Genomic DNA, 16907 nt, shown 5'->3' on the forward strand with positions numbered 1-16907 from the left:
GTTGGGGCGTACCATGAGCGGCTCAGGCCGCTTACACTCGCTTACGCCCGTCGTGCCGGTCTTACGGAAACACTCTTCATATCGCAGGCGTTCGCTAATAAAATGTCAGATGCGCATAAAGCCGCAAAAGGACCGGCTTGCCTGGGGCTTTACGTGCAAAACAACAGAGAACAGTAGAAAACAACATGCGGTGCGCCGTCAGCGGCGCGCCAGAAGCAGATTAGGTCCACAGCCTATTCTCGATGGAGCAGGTTAATGGCGCATGCATACGAGCCCGATGACATCGTTCAGAACTGGGCCAACATCTGGGTTCAATCCCTGCGCGACTACGCGGTGATCGGTTTGTCCGAAGACGGCCGCATCCGCTCGTGGAATGCGGGCGGTGAAGCCATTCACGGCTTTCGCGAGGACGAGGTCGTCGGCAAGCCGCTAGATATCTTCTACACGGCTGAAGAGCGCGCGAAGGGCTCGCCGCAAAGGGCGCTCGACACGGCGCGTAGCGAAGGGCGCTTCGAGAGCGAAGGGTGGCGCCTGCGCAAGGACGGTAAAGCATTCTGGGCGAGCGTCGTGCTCACGGCGCTGCGCTCGCAGGACGGCACGCTTCTCGGCTATGGCGAGATCGTGCGCGACATGACCGACAAAAAGACGGTGCACGACGCGGTGCTCGAAAGCGAGCGCCGTTTCCGCCTGCTGGTGGACGGCGTGACCGATTACGCGATTTTCATGCTGTCGCCGGAAGGCATGGTGACCAACTGGAATTCGGGCGCGCGCCGTATCAAGGGCTATACGGCCGGTGAAATCATCGGCTCGCATTTTTCCCGCTTCTATACGCCTGAAGACGCCGGCAGCGGACTGCCGCAGCGCGGGCTCGCCGCCGCTGCACGCGACGGCCGTTTCGAAGCAGAAGGCTGGCGCGTGCGCAAGGACGGCTCGCGTTTCTGGGCGCACGTCGTGATCGACGCGATCCGCGACGGCGGCGCGCTGGTCGGGTTTGCGAAGATCACGCGCGATGTCACCGAGCGCATGGAAGCGAATCGTCTGCTGGAAGAGACGCGCATCGCGCTCGTGCAGTCGCAGAAAATGGAAGCCATCGGCAAGCTGACGGGCGGCGTCGCGCACGATTTCAACAACGTCATGCAGATTTTGCGCGGCAACCTCGAGTTGCTGGAAAGCCGGCATAAACGCGACGGCTGGACGCGCGAGCGCCTCGACAAGGCGATCGACGCGGTGGAGCGCGGCGCGAAGCTCGCGTCGCAATTGCTCGCGTTCGGGCGCCAGCAGCCGTTGCGGCCTATCGTCATCAATCTTGCGGCCGCGATTCGGGGCATGGACGACCTGCTGCGCCGCGCGCTCGGTGAAACCGTCGAGATCGAGACCGTCGTGTCGGGTGGATTGTGGAATACCCTCGTCGACGTACACCAGATGGAAAACGTGATCCTCAATCTCGCGATCAATGCCCGCGACGCGATGAAGGAGGGCGGCAAGCTCACGATGGAAGTGTCGAACGCCATGCTCGACGATCAGTACGTCGCGGGCTTCCCGGACGTGCCCTCCGGCCAGTACGTGATGCTCGCCGTAACCGACACTGGTACGGGCATGGCGCCCGATATCGTGCAGCGGGCGTTCGATCCGTTTTTCACGACCAAGCCCGAAGGCGAGGGCACCGGCCTTGGCCTGAGCATGGCGTATGGCTTCGTCAAGCAGAGCGGCGGCCACATCAGGATCTACAGCGAAGTCGGACACGGCACGACCGTGAAGATCTATCTGCCGCGCTCGATGGAAGAAGCGGTCGAGGCGCCGACCTCGCCGCCGGTCACGCTGACGCTGCTCGGCGGGACAGAAACGATCCTGGTGGTGGAAGACGACCAGGAGGTGCAATCGACGGTGGTCGACACGCTGTCGGGTCTCGGCTATAGCGTGCTGAAGGCCAACGACGCCGAGCAGGCGCTTGCGGTGGTTCGCAGCGGCGTGCACATTGACCTTCTCTTTACAGACGTGGTGATGCCCGGCCCGCTGCGCAGCCCCGCGATGGTCGCCCAGGCGGTGCAGTTGTTGCCGCGCATGAAGGTGCTGTTCACGTCCGGCTACACGCAGAACGCGATCGTGCATGGCGGTCGGCTTGATCCCGGCGTTGAATTGCTGAGCAAACCGTACAGCCGCGAACAATTGGCGTACAAGATCCGGCAGATACTCGGCGTCGCTCCGCTCGCGCGTAACGATGACACCGGCGAAAATCAGGGGGGAGCGGCTGACAAGGGCATGCGCTTGCTGCTGGTCGACGACGATCTCGATACGTCCGAGGCCATCGGCGAGTTGCTGAAACTGCTGGGCCACGACCCCGCTGTCACCGGCTCGCCGCAAGAAGCGCTGCAGCTCCTCGCGGAGCAACCGTTCGACGTGTTGATCACCGATCTGTCCATGCCGGTCATGTCCGGTCTGGAGCTCGCGCAGCGGGCTACGCAGATTCGGCCCACGTTACGTGTGATTTTTGCTTCGGGTCACGAGATGCCGTCGGTGGACAAACTGCCGTTTCGCTGGGGAGCGCTGCGCAAGCCCTATAGCATGGACGAATTGGGCGCGATGCTGCGCGGTTTCGACAAGTAGTCCGGGTAGGCTCCCCGCGCGTCAGCGCCCGGTGCAATGGCAAGCGAACTTGAATTGATCGACCGCAAGCGCGGCTTCCTTCTTGCCGCGTTGTCGCAATTCTTCTGCGAGGAGCTTCTGGAACAGGGGCAGCTTCGCTTCGCCGTACAGGTCGCAAAACTCGCCGACCGTCTCGACGATTGCGCGCCTTTCGGTTTCCGGACTTAATGTACTGCTGATGTGCGAGGCACCCCGCGCGAGTTCAACCGCGTAAGTAACACGGGCAGTCGCGGTGGCGGCGGCTGAAGGTCCCTTCGGCATAGGGGTTCTCTCGTATTTTTATTTGATGTCTGGCGAGCGTTGCTCGCCAGTGTCGCGTGGCAAAAGGCTTTCATTAAATTTATCGCGCAATTCTGAAGGAAATCTTAAGGCAGGGCTTTTGCGGTCAACATGCTCAGCTTTTGCTGCGCAGAGCGTCAACGGTGTCGGAAAACTCCAACGTGCCCAAGGTGTCTTGCGCCGCTGTCTGTGCGCAAAGGCGCGCGCTATCCTGCTCAATGCGCCTGATCGGCGCCAGTCCACTGATCTTCTCGGCCAGCATCCGTTCGTACACGCCGAAGTGCAAGTCCACTTCTTCCTGCGTGACGACTGTCACGAAGATCCGCACTTGCGAGGGCATCAAACCGAGAACCGTGGCAATTGCCGCTTCGAGTTGCGGGGCGCAAAGCCGGTCTTCGGCGAAGGTCGTTCCGACCGATACGTCGTACGATTTTTCCTCTCGCACCGTGACGTCCACGAGCCTTGCGCGCGCACTCATATTGTTTTCTATCGCAATGCGTATGACGTCCACGGCGGTTCGCATTGCTTCCGTTGGAAAGCCTCCTGGCGAGCGCAGGTAGACCCGATGCCGTCCAAGAGTCAGCCAGTCCGAATCGAATTCCATGCCTGTTTCTCCGACACTTTGATCTCGCACGACTATGTGGTTTCCGTTGTATTTTTCAAGGCCAAAAATTTGCGCAGAAGGGTCTTGAAATCGTCGTGGCCGAATCTATTTTAGATTCCGCTCAGGCAGACGCGCCGTTCCGGCGGCGCGCTGCGTGTTTCGATTTGTCTGTCAGCGGGTGCGGGCGGGCGGACTGGAGCGCGTAGGCCCGTCCGTCTCCTTGCCCCGGTACTACCGAGGAGGAAACGATCATGAGTGACCTTTACTTCGCGACCGACCTGTTCAGCCAGCTCGACCGTTTGCAGCAGCAGATGTCGGCGGTGTTCGGCGGTTTCCCTTCGAGCATCCGCTCTGGCCGTCTGTCGGCCTTTCCGCAAATCAATATCGGCACCACCGACGACTCGATCGAGATCGTCGCGTTTGCGCCCGGTATCGATGCGTCGCAACTCGACGTATCCATCGACAAAGGCTTGCTGACGATTGCCGGCGAGCGCAAGCGCGTCGCGCCGGAGGCGGACGAGTCCACGCGCCAATATGCGCAGGAGCGTTTTACAGGCTCTTTCCGCCGCGTAATCGAACTGCCGCAGCAGGCCGACCCCGACAAGGTCGAGGCGCGCTACACGAACGGCTGTCTGTCGATTAGCGTCGGCAAGCGCGAGTCGTCCAAACCGCGTGCAATCACCATTCAATGACCTCACGATGATGGAGCGAATCATGAGCGATACGACCGAAGTTGTTCAAAAGGAGCAGCAACCCGTGGCGCGCGGCGAGCGCGAGCCGGCTGAGCAGCGCGCGACGCTGACGCCGCCCGTCGACGTGATCGAAAACGCGCACGGCGTCACGCTGTGGGCAGATCTGCCGGGTGTGTCGAAAGAGAAGCTGGAGGTGCGCGTGCACGACGGCAATCTGCACATCGAGGCCGAAGCGAGCGTGCCGACGCGCGCCGGCTTGCGTCTGCAACACGCGGAAATCCGCGCGCCGCATTTCTCGCGTTCGTTCACGCTGGGTGCGGAATTCGATACTTCGAAAATCGAGGCGAACCTTCAGGATGGTGTGCTGAAGCTCGTCATTCCGCGCCGCGAAGAAGCGCGGCCACGCCGCATTGAAGTGAACGTCGGCTAATGCTGTTTGCCACGGCCCGCCGCGGGCCGTGGCGGATTGATTCGGCCCGGCGGATTGCTAGCCGAAAAGTCGTGCGCCCGCGCCGGTGTCGGATGCCGGCACCGGTGCGGGTGTTCCCGCGAGAAGATTTTCATACACGCGCAGATAGTCGCCCGCCATGCGTGCAGCCGTGAAGCGCTGCTCGAACGAGCGGCGACAATGCGCGCGATCTATTTCGCCGATGCGCGCGACCGCGCTGACAGCCTGTTCGACGTTATCGACGATGAACCCGTTCACGCCATGCGTCAGCACTTCGGGCACCGCGCCGCGTCCAAATGCAACGACCGGCGTGCCGCATGCCATTGCCTCGATCATCACCATCCCGAACGGCTCCGCCCATTCCACTGGAAACAGCAGCGCTCGCGCATTCGCGATGAGTTGCCTGCGTAGGTCACCGCCGACTTCGCCGAGGTAGTCGGTGAAGTCGCGCGAATCTTCCAGCAGCGGTTCGATTTGCTGTGCGAAGTACTCCCGCTCGCCGGGATGGATTTTGCCGGCCATTTTCAACGTCAGTCCGGCGCGCCTTGCGATTTCAACGGCGAGGTCGGGCCGCTTGCCGGGCATCAAGCGGCCGAGAAAGAGCAGATACGACGCAGGATCCGGCTGAAACTCGAATTCGTCGAGTGGCAGACCGTGATAGATGGTTGCTTGCCAGTTGGCGGATGGCACCGGCTTGCGCTGATCGTTGGAAATCGACACGAGCGGCGCTGACGAGAATTCGCGAAAAAGCGGCCCGTGATCCACAGGCAGCAATTGCCCATGAAGCGTGGTGAGCGACTTGCACGGTAACGCTCGTGCCAGCGGAAAGTGCAGCGGATCGCCATGAAAATGCACGACGTCGAACTCGAACTCGTTCGCCAGATCTGCGACGCGTGCCAGCTGCCTCACGTGGTGCGTGAGCGTGTCCCACACGGTCGTATCGCGCCATAGTCCGCGCTCGCAGATCGGTACAAGACGTGCAGCCGTGGTGGAGTCGGCGGTAGCGAACAGCGTGACATCGTGGCCACGTCGAACGAGTTCTTCGGTGAGGTAGGACACGACGCGCTCGGTGGCGCCGTAAGCGAAGGGGGGGACGCATTCGTAGAGAGGGGCGACTTGAGCGATTCTCACGGGGCAGTCGTGTCTTGAGGTTGGGTTGCAGCCGCGTGCGCGGGACTTACGAACGCGGCCATCGTCGCAGGCTTCAGGAGTTGTCTTTCTTCACTTCCGACAGATCGTCCTCTTTTACTTCCGCTTGCCGGACTGTGGTGCCCTCGTCGTCGGTTTCGGAGACATCGGTTTCAAATGTTCCTTCTCCAGATTGGTCGTTACCCGTGCTTTGCGCGGTGTCGTCCTGGTCATTCGGTTTCGTCGCCATTTCATTCTCCCGTGGGTTGGTTGGAAGGCAACGGGAGTCGAGCAAGGGACGCTCCCGGCTAGAATCCCAAGACGTCTTCAAGCGACGCCGATTCTCGTCCAGGATGCTTGTAATCGTTGCGATAAAACCGCGCAATTTCTGCTTGGAGAATGCTGCGATCACAAACACGCGTCGGGCCAAATCAACGTAATGCGCATCACGGCCGCAGAGGCGGCATGGCGGTTGCTGCGTCTCTCATGTCGCAACGAACATTGCGCCGCTTTGAGCTACCCGTTAGAAAATCAGTGAGGAAACGCATGAAAAAGATGACAGTAATTGCAGTAGCGTGCGGTTGTTTCAGCCTGCTTCCGGTCGCCGCGAATGCACAGACACAAGCCGCTTCCACTACCGCCGCCAATCCGCTCGCACAGGTGGACAAAGACTTTGTTCAGGCCGCTTCAATGTCTTCGTCGACGGAGATCGACGCGGCAAAACTCGCGACTAGCAATTCCAGTGATAAAGACGTGAAATCCTTTGCGCATCACATGATGCTCGATCACACGAAGCTGACCGTCCAGCTGAAAATGGCCGCGCCGCATGGCGTGGAAGTACCGAAAGACAATTCGGACCCGAGTGTGCTCGACGCATTGAAGCCGCTGAAGGGCAAGGAATTCGATCAGGCGTATATCCAGAAGGTCGGTCTTGAAGGCCACAAGCAAGCCATTGCCGCCTTCGAAAAGGAAATTGCTGAAGGGCAGAACGCCGACCTGAAGAAGGCCGCGCAAAAGGCGTTGCCGACAATCAAGGAGCATTACCAGCGGGCTCAACAACTTGCGGCGAAGAAGGGCGTGACCCAGTAGTACTGTTGTTGTCTGCGATTCGGGCTCGACGTCAGTGCTCGAATCGCACACGAAATGGCATGCGCGTGGCGGGTGGCGCGCCTCGTGGCACGCGGCCTGCTGCGCTCTTCGGCGGGCGGCGGGCATTGCGTTGATTCGGGCTCGCGAGTCTGTACCGCAACATCGTATTGGGAGAGCGATATGCACACTGAGGACGCCCCGCGCTCGGCAGTCGGCCAGACGGCGCAGACCGGTGGGTGCGCATGCGGAGCCGTGCGGTTTGAGGTGAGTGCAGCGCCGAGGCGCGTCTCTCTGTGCCATTGCATGACCTGCCGCCGCGTGCATGGCAGCGCGTTCGGCGCATATGCGATGTTCGCGCGCGACGCGGTCCAGTTGTCCGGGCCGGTCCAGATGTGGCAAAGCTCGGCGGAAGGCAGGCGATATTTCTGCCAGACCTGCGGATCGGTTGCGTTCATGGAGTACGTGGACAGCGATGAACTCGACATACCGCTAGGTGCGTTCGATAGCGTCGGGCTTTACGAGCCGACTTACGAATTATGGTGCTGCCATAAAGAGCCCTGGCTCCCGCAGGGCGTTCGTACCGAATACGAAGAAGAAAGTCCCCATTAGTGGTGCAAGCAGTGCGCAGTACTTCGACGAACTACTTCGTAAATGAAGGAGCTGGAAAATGAGCGATCCAAAGCAATCCAATACACAACCGGGTAATCCGAAGAACGCGGGCAAGCAGAGCGGGCAGCAACAGCAGAATCAGCAGAAGACGCCGCAGCACCAGGGCGGCCAACGTCAGCCCTGATCGGCCGCTGAACGTTTCACCGGCGCCGTAATTCCGGCGCTGATGTCCCGTTCCGCGGGAGAGGGCGCGGCGCGCATTCGATGTGCGCCGCGCCTGCGTTTGACGGATCGATGCGCGTTTTTCCTGGCCCCTGAAACAGTCGACTCGCAATTGCAGGAATCGAGATGGTGAGAAGGAAGTTGCACTTTCACAATAGTTCGCTGCGGCATCCGGCATCGCCCGACGGTATAACCATTACCGCCAGCGATTACAGAATCTACCCGACGTATCGGCGTACTGTGACCGGCACGTTTACCGGCGACCTGAAGGTCGTACGCATAACAGACGACCGGCTGATATTTCCGTACGACGGCGCGCCGATGATAGGTCCGTTCGAAACCGCGCTTGAAGCACGTGAGGCCGCAGCGCGTAAAGGCGCCGAAGTTGTCGCGGCGGACCTGCTGAACCCGGAGTACTGATCCGCCTGATCGGTGGGGAACCATCGCATTGCGCTAATAACAATGGAGACGTCAATGAAGTCACTGGACATCGATCGTTTGCGCCCCACGCAAGTCACGCACGGATTGCGCGAGGTAGAGGAAAAAACGCGCTTCTATCAGTCGCTGTCCGGTCATGACCTTGACATGGCCATTGCGGAGAAACCCGTCCCGATCGTCCTTGGACCCCAGGAAGAGCCGTACGTGATCGACCATCACCACGTGGCCGCGGCTCTTTGGCAGGCCGATATAACGTCGGTACCTGTCGTGCTGATCCGGGATCTGTCCACGTCTTCGCCGGCCGAATTCTGGCTCACGCTCGAAAACAATCGTTGGACATTTCCATACGATCAGCGTGGCCAGCGGGTGTCCTTTGCCGATATGCCGCTGCACGTCTGGGAAATGATAGACGACGAATTCCGCAGCCTCGCCGCTTCGGTGCGCGATGCCGGTGGTTATCAGAGAACGAGTGTGCCTTTGGCGGAATTCCGCTGGGCGGATTTCTTTCGCCACAGGCTCCCGCTTCCCGCAGACCCATCGGAATACGCTGCACTGGTGCAACGAGCGGTTGAACTGGCGAAGAGCCAGGCTGCGCTTGGCCTGCCTGGCTATGTCGAGTCCGACGCTGGTGTACAAGGCGCGTCGGCGGATTCGGGCGATGCACAGAATTAAGCGCGTTCGTGCTCTTTGCCCTTTCCGGCGCCGGTTTTTTCCACGCAAGCATCCACGTCGACAGTGTGCTTGCCTTGCGTGCCGACCTTGCTCGCCAACCGCAAATACGCTTCGGCCAGACGGCGAAGATCGTCCTCGGATGCGTCTTCAATGCCGATTAACTGATTGTTTGCCGCGCGATGCGAAGCCAGCAATTCGTTGAGCTTCAGATGCATCGCAACACTGTCCTTGTTCTGACTTTGCTGGATCATGAAGACCATCAGAAAAGTGATGATGGTCGTGCCGGTATTAATGACGAGTTGCCAAGCGTCGGAATAGTGGAAGAAGGGTCCCGTGACGGCCCAAACGATCACCGTGATGACGGCGATACCAAACGCAATCGGCGATCCGGCAAGGCGCGTTACCGAACTCGCGAAGTTGTCGAACGCGCGCGTGACGGGATTGCGCGCTGCGTAGGCAGGGCTGGACGTCTGCGGAACGGTGTCGATGCTATCCGCGCTTGAGCGGGATTCTCCTGGTCGCATTTCTTTCTCCGGGATGTTGGCTCATGACCGGGAGATAGCACATTGCGTGCCGACATCTCAGCAGCAGGAGCATCCACCAAAATGCCGCATCCCATAGCCTCCGGCTTCTTCGCGGGCGTCGGGCGAGCCGCCACCGAGCGAGGGCGCGCCGATTACTACCCGTGCAGCGGTGGCCCCGCACTGAGGGCACGCCACAGGTTCGTCACGCTCCGCAATGCGGCGCACCGTTTCGAAAGCGCCGCATTCGACGCACTCATAGTCATAAACTGGCATGGCGTGTGGCTCTGTTAGGTCAGTAGCCACTCGAGTCTACTGACGGCGGGTTAAGTAAACAGTCTAGTCTGCATCGGTACGCAATTGTTCGAGCTTTGCGCGCACGCGGTCGGCGAGTACTTCGGGAGCGAAAGGTTTGCGGATGACTTCCATGTCGGAGAGCGCATCGCCTGGCGCATAGCCGGTGACAAGAATGACCGGCATCGACGGATACCGTTGCCTCACGGCCTCGGCGATCTGCCGGCCGTTGATCGTGCCGGGCAAAGCGACGTCGCTGATCAGCAGATCGAAACGCGCGCCTGCATGCAGCAGCCGCAATGCCGCCGCGCCGCTGTCCGCTTCCAGTACGCGGTAGCCCTGTTCCCTCAATTGCTCCGCGGTGACTTCGCGCACGATTTCTTCGTCCTCGACAAGGACGATGGTTTTTGCCGGATCCTTGTACTCGTCCTGCATATCTTCCTTTTGCACGGAGGCGGGCAAGCATAGGCGTACGGTCGTTCCTTTGCCTAGAGCGGTTTCCATCTGCACGATTCCGCCGGATTGCCTGACGAAGCCGTAGATCTGGCTGAGTCCAAGACCGACGCCCTGGCCCGACGGTTTTGTCGTGAAGAACGGCTCGAACGCGTGTTCCATGATTTTCGGCGACATGCCTGTGCCCGTGTCCGACACAGCAATGCAGCAGTAACGTCCAGGTTGGGCGTCGTCGAATCCGGCGACTTCTGCGTCGGTCAATATCACTTCGCTCGTGCTGATGGTGAGCCACCCGCCGTCCGGCATCGCGTCGCGAGCATTCACGCACAGATTGACGAGTGCGCTTTCCATCTGGTTCGGGTCGCACAAAACCAGCCACGTCCCGTCACCGAGTTTGAGTTCCAGGTTAATGCCCGATCCGACAACGCGGCGAATCATGTCTTCCATGTCGTGCGCAATCGCATCCAGGCTCACGAGACGCGGCTCGAGCGTTTGTTGGCGTCCGAACGCGAGCAACCTGTGTGTCAATGTCGCCGCACGGTTTGCGCCTTTTTCCGCCCGCTCGACCAGCGTGACGACGTCGGTTGGCCGGCCCTGCTGCATGCGCACCCGGATCAGACTCAGGCAACTCATGATGGCCTGCAGCATGTTGTTGAAGTCGTGGGCGATGCCGCCGGTAAGTTGGCCAATGGCCTTGAGTTTCTCGCTGTGGCGCAAACGTTCTTCGGCGCGCGAGCGTTCGCGGCTTTCACGATGAAGCGTATCCACCGCCCGCTGCAATTCCGCGGTGCGCTCGGATACACGTCTTTCGAGTTCCTCGCTGCCGCGTTCGAGCGCTTCGCGTGCGCGAACCTGATCTTCGATATCGGTCGATGTGCCGAGCCATGCCGCGATTCCGCCTTCTGCACGCAACGGCTTCGCGCGGGTCTGGAACCAGCGGTACGTGCCGTCGGACGCGCGGCGAATGCGGTGCTCGACCGCATATTCTCCTTTCACACCGCACACGCTCCACGCCGCCATGGTTGCCTCGCGATCGCCGGGATGCACTGCATCCAGCCATCCGAAGCCGAGGCTGTCCTGCTCCGAAATGCCGCTATATTCGATCCACTGAGGACTGCCCCACGTGCGCTCGCCGCTAATGAGGCAGGTGAACACCAGTTGCGGTATCTGCGTCGCAAGCATGCGGTAGCGCTCTTCGCTCTCGTGCAGCGAGACGGCATGTTTGCGCGTCTCGGCCGCAATCCGAAGCCGTTCGACCGCGGCGGCGAGCAGGTTCGCATACGAGCGCAGGAATTCAGTGTCGAGGTCGTTGAAGTCGCGCGGCGTGCGACTGTCGACTTGCAACACGCCGTATGCAGGCCGTTCTTTTCCGCCGAGAATCACGACGTTGATGAGCGCCTTCACGCCCGCGTCGACGATGAACTGCGAATAGCGAAAGCGCTTTTCAGCAGCGATGTCGGGCGAAATTGCGGGCTTGCCCGTTTGCAGCGCATAACCTTCCGACGAGCCGCGCTCGGCTCGCGCCGTGGCATGGCCCACCACGCCCGGCGGCCAGCCCACGCCGGCGCGCACGAGAAGCGTAATTCGATCGGCCTGCAATTCCATGACTTTGGCCATGTCGGCTTGCAGCGCTTGAGCGACGAGACGGCATGCTTCGCACAATATTTCGTCGAGGTCGTCGGAGCGAAGCGCAAGCTCGCCGAATTCCGCCAGAATCGCTTGCTGGTTGAAGAGAATGGCTTCGCGGTCCGCTGTGCTCACGGCAAGATCCCCTGCTTGCAATAGTGAAGAAAGTGAGCCATCCCAACTAACGGAGGCTCTTTGAATGAAACTATCGAGCCAGATTCATTCCTGCTATGCCGAGACACAAGCTACGTTGTGCATTGCGGCGGCAGAACACGCGTAAAGGACCGGGCGCCCGCGAGGAACGCGCGATGCTGAATTAGCGGGACCGCATGCCAACCAAGGAGAGGCACATGGCGACGTCTAATTCAGGTTCGAACGGCGGTCCCATCCGCAAATTCATCGATGTCCAGAAGGCGCTGAAGGGTGCTTCGTATCCCGCCGACAAAGCAAGCCTGCTGGACACCGCAAAGGGCAACGGCGCCGACGACGAGGTGCTCGATGCACTCGAACGCTTGCCGGATCAGGAGTACGGCAGCCCCGCCGAGGTATCGAAAGGAGTGGGCGACGAATAGCGCCCGGAAGACCAACCCGGGCGCGCGACGCGCGGAGGCCGCTGTCTCCGCTGTCAAATGTGCAAGCGTCCGGGAAGTAAATACACGTGGCTCGCGCGTCCTTGTTAAGGCATTGACATGGAATCTCCGACGGGCGTTCCAGACGTGTGGTGATCACCGTTGCTCTGGCTCGTCGAGCATCACCGACAGCGTGCCCGAATCGTTCTGGATCCCTGCATCGAGATTGATCGCCCCTGGCGTTTCTTTTTCGATTGCGCGCAGCAGGCGCGGGGTAAACGATGCGCCGAAGCGTCCAATCATCGCCTCGCGCGCCATATCGTCTGCGTAGGCGAGGTTGCGTAACTCATCGAGCGGCAATCCGACGAAGAGGTTCAATGGATACGGCGGCGCTTCTGGGTCCTCCGATGCCGCGTCCGATGCTGGGGCACGGATGCGCAGTCCCGGTTGCAGATGCGTCTCGAATTCGGCGGTGACTTCATAATTCGGTGCGAAGTTGAGCGATGTCTTCGCCTCGCTCTCGAGAAACGGCGCGACGCCGTCAAGGCGCGCAAGTTCTTCGTCGCTAAGCAGCATGATCCGGTTCTCCTGTGTTTGACGGAGTGCAGTGTGCGATATGTGGTCCATGTAACGGGAGTTGCAGCAAACCGCTTGCCGCCTTGCGTGGAATGATTTATTAGTTTCACCAGGCACAGTCGATGCTCCGCCGTTCTGCTATCGAGGAGTCATGCCGCGCTTCGCGCAACGACGAATCGAAACCGAACGGGTGCCACCATGCATTGCAATCCGAAGAGCGCGTTACTCGCCATATCCATTGCGGCGCTGGCCGTAGGTGCGTCTGGCTGCAAGAAAGAGGACAACACCAGCAAGGACACGATGAGTTCCGCAAGCAGCGGCGTGATGAGCAATTCGGCGGGCGCGAACGGAACCAGTGGCCAAAGCGACGCCGCGAAGCGCGCGAGCGAGAGCGCGGCTGCGGGCGGCACGAGTCAACCCAGCAGCGCGGCGCCTGCTTCGTCCGCCAGCCAATAGTATGCGCGCGGCTGAGTGGATGCGCGGTTCGATCCGCGGTCATTCAAGTTGCGTTTGCTGAGCCTGCAAGGGGATGTCATGAGCGAATCTTTGCATCGACCGTCATTCGGCGCGGCTCTCTATTACAAAGATCCGTTGGCCGCTCTTGAGTGGCTCGAACGGGCTTTCGGCTTCACCCGGCAACTCGTGATTACCGACGACGCCGGGCAACTCGCACACTCCGAAATGCGTTACGGCGACAGCTACGTGATGATCAGCCGTGAATGGTCGGCAGACTCCGTGAGCCGGGTTACTGTGAGCGGGAAAAATACACAGTCAGTGCATGTGCAACTGAGCGACGGTATCGACCAACATTGCGCTCGCGCGCGTGCGGCGGGCGCGGTCATTACCCGCGAGCCCGCGGATCAGTTTTACGGCGACCGCGTTTATGCGGCGCGTGACCCGGAGGGGCATATCTGGAGTTTCGGGCAGACCGTGCGCGCTGTATCGCGGGAAGAGGCTGAACGCGCGAGCGGGCTGAATATCGAAGGCTGGATCTAGCGGTGCATGCGGGGAGCAAACGCAGGGCGGCAGCCCCGCGCGATTCGCGCAGAGGAACGCACAGAAAGTAAGCTGAAAGCACTCGATCAATGAATGCGCGAGCGGCTGTTGACGAGTCGCCACAACGCGCTTGCGATCAACGATCCCACGCCGAGCGCGACGCCTAGCAGCACGATGGAACTCATGTGATCGCGCACGAGCGGCACATTGCCGAACAGATAGCCGGCCGCGACGAGAGAGCCGATCCACAGTGCGGCGCCCGCGGTCACGAACGACACGAATCGCGCAAACGTCATGCGCGAAACGCCGGCCGCGAACGGCGCGAAAGTGCGCACTACGGCAATGAATGGCGATAACAGAAAGGTTAATCCGCCGCGAGCTTCGTAGAACGCATGCGCGCGGCGCAGCGCATTCTTGTCGAGCCAGCGGTAATCGGCCGTATAAACTTTCCCGCCGATCGCGCGCCCAATTGCATAGTCGACGATGCTTCCCGCCACAGTGGCCGCGAATAGCACTGATATCACGAGCCAGACGTTCAACGCACCGGTGGCTGACAGCCCGCCGCAAATGAAAATGAGCGGATCGCCCGGCAGGAAAAATAACGGCAGAAAGCCGATTTCAACGAACACGATAATAAACAGCATCGCGTACACGGCTGTACCGTATTGGACGATCAGGCTGCTCAGGTGCTGATCGAAGTGCAGAGCGATCTGCAGCATTTGCATAAGTTGCATGCTGGCCCCAGGTTGTCGGATGTTCAGCAGTGTAGTCCGGCGGCCGCGCGGATACTTGTGTATTTGGCCGCGTGGATGTCAATATCGCGTGTCGCATCCGTGAACGGGCCGAACATCAACCGTCAAAAAACACCATGCAACAGTTAGCCGATGTGACTTTCCGTCTTGCCGCGCCCGGCGATGCCGAAACGGTTCGCACAATCGAATTCGAGGCAAGCTTGCGGTTTGTCAGCGTCGGCATGTCGGGCATTGCCGATGCACCGCCAATGAGTCTCGCTTTCGTGGAGCGGAAGATCGCGGCGCAGGAGCTGATCGTGGCGGTGAATGCCGAGGGAACATGCGTCGGATTCGTGATGTTCGAGCCGCAGCCCGCGCGTATCTACATCCAGGAGCTCGATGTACTGACATCGCATGCCGGTCGACGCATCGGCGCGGCGCTGATCGAGCAGGTTGCGCAACTCGCGCGCTCGCGGCAGATCATGCAACTGGTCCTGTCGACGTATCGCGAAGTGCCGTGGAATGCACCGTATTACCGGCGACTCGGTTTCCGCGACATAGACGAAGCCGAACTCGACGTGGCTCTACGCGCACGGCGCGATGCACATATCGCACGAGGCCTCGACGAGTCAAAACGCATCTTCATGCGGCGCGATCTTGACTAACGGTTTGCGTTACAGAGACGAGCGTCGCCGCAGACGGAAAAAAGCGGCGGGCGCCGCCGGAGATTCACTCTCCGATGACGCCCGCCGCTTTTCGCTGCGCGTCTTTTCGCTGCTCGTTACAGCCGCTGCTTTTACAGCCACATTACGGCTCATTCACGATCACGCGTTTGCGCTTACTCCACCGTTTCAAGCGTAGGGTAGTCGATGTAACCCGTCTCACCACGTGCGTAGTACGTGGACGGATTCGGCTTGTTCAACGGTGCATTGGTCGCAAAGCGGCGCACGAGGTCCGGATTCGCGATGAACAACTGGCCCCACGCCACCGCGTCCGCTTCGCCTGCGTCGAGTACTTGCTGCGCGGTTTCCTTCGTGAACTTCTCGTTCGCGATGTACGGGCCACCGAACTCTTTCTTCAGCTGCGGGCCGAGACGGTCCTCACCCAACGCTTCGCGCGCGGCGATGAACGCGATCTTGCGCTTGCCGAGTTCGCGAGCCACATAGCCGAAGGTCGCGGCCGGATCCGAGTCGCCCATGTCGTGCGAGTCGCGGCGCGGCGCGAGATGTACGCCGACGCGATTCGCGCCCCACACGTCGATACATGCGTCGGTGATTTCGAGCAGCAAACGCGCGCGATTTTCGATCGGGCCACCATACGCGTCGGTGCGCTTGTTGGTGCTGTCCTGCAGGAACTGGTCGATCAGATAGCCGTTTGCGCCGTGCACTTCAACGCCGTCGAAGCCTGCTGCTTTCGCGTTTTCGGCACCTTTGCGGAATGCCTGCACAACGCCCGCGATTTCGTCGAGTTCGAGTGCGCGAGGCGTGACATACGGGCGCTCCGGACGCACGAGGCTCACGTGGCCTTTCGCGGCGAGCGCGCTCGGCGCGACCGGCAATTCGCCATTGAGGAACAGCGGATCGGAAATGCGGCCCACGTGCCACAGTTGCAGGAAAATCTTCCCGCCGGCTGCATGCACTGCGTTGGTAACGAGCTTCCAGCCTTCCACCTGATCCTGCGACCAGATGCCCGGCGTCTCGGCATAACCGACGCCCTGCGGCGTGACCGAGGTGGCTTCGCTAATGATGAGGCCCGCCGTGGCGCGTTCAGCGTAGTACTTCGCCATCAGCGCGTTCGGCACGCGGATTTCCTCGGCGCGCTGACGCGTCAGCGGCGCCATGATGATGCGGTTGGACAACGTCAGGTCGCCAATTTGCAGCGGATCGAAAAGAGTCGGCATAAATGTTCACCTTTGGCTGGGGCGAGGACGCCTTGAGCCGAGAGATAGTTGCATTGCAACGAAAGAGTGAAAGAAGCGGCGATGCAAGACCGGTCAGAGCTTCGAGTTCATATGCTCGAGAAAAGCCTGAATCACGGGCTCGTTGCGTTTGAAGAACACCCATTGCCCCACGCGTTTCGACGTGACGAGCCCCGCGCGCTGCAACGCCGCGAGGTGGGCCGACACCGTGGACTGCGAGAGTCCGCAGCGCGCGTCGATCTTGCCGGCACATACGCCATGGTCGAGCGGGAGTTCCTGATCGGCGAAGTGCGCATGCGGCTCGCGCAGCCAGCCAAGAATCTCTCGACGCACCGGATTGGCGAGCGCCTTGTGGATCGCGTCCATGTCAGGCGCGATGGGAGTTCGTTTCATTCGTCA

General features: G+C 60.6%; 23 protein-coding genes. 12 read left to right on the forward strand and 11 right to left on the reverse strand.

Translation table 11 applies throughout. The features are described 5' to 3' along the window. The first annotated feature begins 255 nt into the window (after nucleotides 1–255). The gene (locus tag SB753_RS16745) at nucleotides 256–2604 is read left to right on the forward strand and encodes a PAS domain S-box protein (RefSeq protein ID WP_410800842.1); all 2349 of its coding nucleotides are present in this window, start codon (nucleotides 256–258) and stop codon (nucleotides 2602–2604) included. Nucleotides 2605–2625: 21 nt separating this feature from the next. Here SB753_RS16745 and SB753_RS16750 read toward each other — a convergent pair whose 3' ends face one another. Continuing rightward, nucleotides 2626–2904: a hypothetical protein gene (locus tag SB753_RS16750; RefSeq protein WP_410800844.1), complete on the reverse strand. Its 279-nt coding sequence runs from the start codon at nucleotides 2902–2904 to the stop codon at nucleotides 2626–2628. Between the two features lie 133 nt (nucleotides 2905–3037). Further along, nucleotides 3038–3526 (reverse strand): hypothetical protein, encoded by a 489-nt coding sequence (locus SB753_RS16755; protein WP_408199161.1) that lies wholly within the window; start codon nucleotides 3524–3526, stop codon nucleotides 3038–3040. A gap of 251 nt (nucleotides 3527–3777) precedes the next feature. Between SB753_RS16755 and SB753_RS16760 the strand changes: the two genes are divergently transcribed. Then, entirely contained in the window at nucleotides 3778–4218 is a 441-nt protein-coding gene (locus SB753_RS16760) for an Hsp20/alpha crystallin family protein (protein ID WP_020068359.1), read from the forward strand. 22 nt (nucleotides 4219–4240) lie between these two features. Further along, nucleotides 4241–4648: an Hsp20/alpha crystallin family protein gene (locus SB753_RS16765; protein WP_020068360.1), complete on the forward strand. Its 408-nt coding sequence runs from the start codon at nucleotides 4241–4243 to the stop codon at nucleotides 4646–4648. 57 nt (nucleotides 4649–4705) lie between these two features. Here SB753_RS16765 and SB753_RS16770 read toward each other — a convergent pair whose 3' ends face one another. Both SB753_RS16770 and SB753_RS16775 read right to left on the reverse strand, forming a co-directional pair. Next, a complete protein-coding gene (locus tag SB753_RS16770; protein WP_410800846.1) occupies nucleotides 4706–5797 on the reverse strand; it encodes a glycosyltransferase family 4 protein in 1092 nt (363 codons plus the stop codon). Nucleotides 5798–5870: 73 nt separating this feature from the next. Beyond that, on the reverse strand, nucleotides 5871–6212 hold the full coding sequence (locus tag SB753_RS16775) for a hypothetical protein (protein ID WP_410801067.1): 342 nt from the start codon (nucleotides 6210–6212) through the stop codon (nucleotides 5871–5873). 128 nt (nucleotides 6213–6340) lie between these two features. Between SB753_RS16775 and SB753_RS16780 the strand changes: the two genes are divergently transcribed. From SB753_RS16780 to SB753_RS16800, 5 genes are all read left to right on the forward strand, one after another. After that, nucleotides 6341–6883 (forward strand): DUF4142 domain-containing protein, encoded by a 543-nt coding sequence (locus SB753_RS16780; RefSeq protein WP_020068364.1) that lies wholly within the window; start codon nucleotides 6341–6343, stop codon nucleotides 6881–6883. A gap of 180 nt (nucleotides 6884–7063) precedes the next feature. Beyond that, complete coding sequence (locus SB753_RS16785; protein ID WP_410800848.1) at nucleotides 7064–7492, forward strand: GFA family protein; 429 nt, start codon at nucleotides 7064–7066, stop codon at nucleotides 7490–7492. Nucleotides 7493–7550: 58 nt separating this feature from the next. After that, on the forward strand, nucleotides 7551–7676 hold the full coding sequence (locus SB753_RS16790; RefSeq protein WP_006049380.1) for a hypothetical protein: 126 nt from the start codon (nucleotides 7551–7553) through the stop codon (nucleotides 7674–7676). 164 nt (nucleotides 7677–7840) lie between these two features. Further along, nucleotides 7841–8134: a DUF6723 family protein gene (locus SB753_RS16795; protein WP_020068367.1), complete on the forward strand. Its 294-nt coding sequence runs from the start codon at nucleotides 7841–7843 to the stop codon at nucleotides 8132–8134. Nucleotides 8135–8188: 54 nt separating this feature from the next. Beyond that, nucleotides 8189–8824, forward strand: coding sequence for a ParB-like protein (locus SB753_RS16800; RefSeq protein ID WP_410800851.1), 636 nt, complete (start codon nucleotides 8189–8191; stop codon nucleotides 8822–8824). Here the strand turns inward: SB753_RS16800 and SB753_RS16805 are convergent. The 3 genes from SB753_RS16805 to SB753_RS16815 all read right to left on the reverse strand — a co-directional run bounded on the left by SB753_RS16805 (nucleotide 8821) and on the right by SB753_RS16815 (nucleotide 11853). Beyond that, nucleotides 8821–9348, reverse strand: coding sequence for a low affinity iron permease family protein (locus tag SB753_RS16805; protein ID WP_087753777.1), 528 nt, complete (start codon nucleotides 9346–9348; stop codon nucleotides 8821–8823). The two genes, SB753_RS16800 and SB753_RS16805, sit on opposite strands and share 4 nt — an antisense overlap. 57 nt (nucleotides 9349–9405) lie before the next feature. Further along, nucleotides 9406–9621: an FmdB family zinc ribbon protein gene (locus SB753_RS16810; RefSeq protein ID WP_410800853.1), complete on the reverse strand. Its 216-nt coding sequence runs from the start codon at nucleotides 9619–9621 to the stop codon at nucleotides 9406–9408. Nucleotides 9622–9684: 63 nt separating this feature from the next. After that, nucleotides 9685–11853, reverse strand: a complete 2169-nt coding sequence (locus SB753_RS16815; protein WP_410800855.1) for a response regulator — start codon at nucleotides 11851–11853, stop codon at nucleotides 9685–9687. Nucleotides 11854–12068: 215 nt separating this feature from the next. Between SB753_RS16815 and SB753_RS16820 the strand changes: the two genes are divergently transcribed. Next, nucleotides 12069–12290: a DUF2795 domain-containing protein gene (locus tag SB753_RS16820; protein WP_088173431.1), complete on the forward strand. Its 222-nt coding sequence runs from the start codon at nucleotides 12069–12071 to the stop codon at nucleotides 12288–12290. Nucleotides 12291–12443: 153 nt separating this feature from the next. Here the strand turns inward: SB753_RS16820 and SB753_RS16825 are convergent, their stop codons facing one another. Beyond that, a complete protein-coding gene (locus tag SB753_RS16825; protein ID WP_020068373.1) occupies nucleotides 12444–12863 on the reverse strand; it encodes a hypothetical protein in 420 nt (139 codons plus the stop codon). A 198-nt stretch (nucleotides 12864–13061) separates the two neighbouring features. Here SB753_RS16825 and SB753_RS16830 point away from each other — a divergent pair, with 198 nt between their 5' ends. Continuing rightward, on the forward strand, nucleotides 13062–13319 hold the full coding sequence (locus SB753_RS16830; protein WP_310069396.1) for a hypothetical protein: 258 nt from the start codon (nucleotides 13062–13064) through the stop codon (nucleotides 13317–13319). A gap of 78 nt (nucleotides 13320–13397) precedes the next feature. Beyond that, nucleotides 13398–13859, forward strand: a complete 462-nt coding sequence (locus SB753_RS16835) for a VOC family protein (RefSeq protein ID WP_410800858.1) — start codon at nucleotides 13398–13400, stop codon at nucleotides 13857–13859. Nucleotides 13860–13945: 86 nt separating this feature from the next. Here SB753_RS16835 and SB753_RS16840 read toward each other — a convergent pair whose 3' ends face one another. Continuing rightward, the gene (locus SB753_RS16840; protein ID WP_410800860.1) at nucleotides 13946–14593 is read right to left on the reverse strand and encodes a VTT domain-containing protein; all 648 of its coding nucleotides are present in this window, start codon (nucleotides 14591–14593) and stop codon (nucleotides 13946–13948) included. A gap of 134 nt (nucleotides 14594–14727) precedes the next feature. On the opposite strand from SB753_RS16840, the gene SB753_RS16845 reads away from it, so the two are divergent. After that, nucleotides 14728–15255 (forward strand): GNAT family N-acetyltransferase, encoded by a 528-nt coding sequence (locus tag SB753_RS16845; protein WP_020068377.1) that lies wholly within the window; start codon nucleotides 14728–14730, stop codon nucleotides 15253–15255. Nucleotides 15256–15428: 173 nt separating this feature from the next. On the opposite strand, the gene SB753_RS16850 is transcribed toward SB753_RS16845, so the two are convergent. Further along, nucleotides 15429–16490, reverse strand: a complete 1062-nt coding sequence (locus SB753_RS16850) for an alkene reductase (RefSeq protein ID WP_410800862.1) — start codon at nucleotides 16488–16490, stop codon at nucleotides 15429–15431. 93 nt (nucleotides 16491–16583) lie between these two features. Then, a complete protein-coding gene (locus tag SB753_RS16855) occupies nucleotides 16584–16901 on the reverse strand; it encodes an ArsR/SmtB family transcription factor (RefSeq protein WP_027777718.1) in 318 nt (105 codons plus the stop codon). Between the last annotated feature and the right edge of the window lie 6 nt (nucleotides 16902–16907).

It is taken from the genome of Paraburkholderia sp. SIMBA_053 (assembly GCF_046534895.1).
In the GTDB taxonomy this organism is placed as follows: Bacteria; Pseudomonadota; Gammaproteobacteria; order Burkholderiales; family Burkholderiaceae; genus Paraburkholderia; species Paraburkholderia caledonica.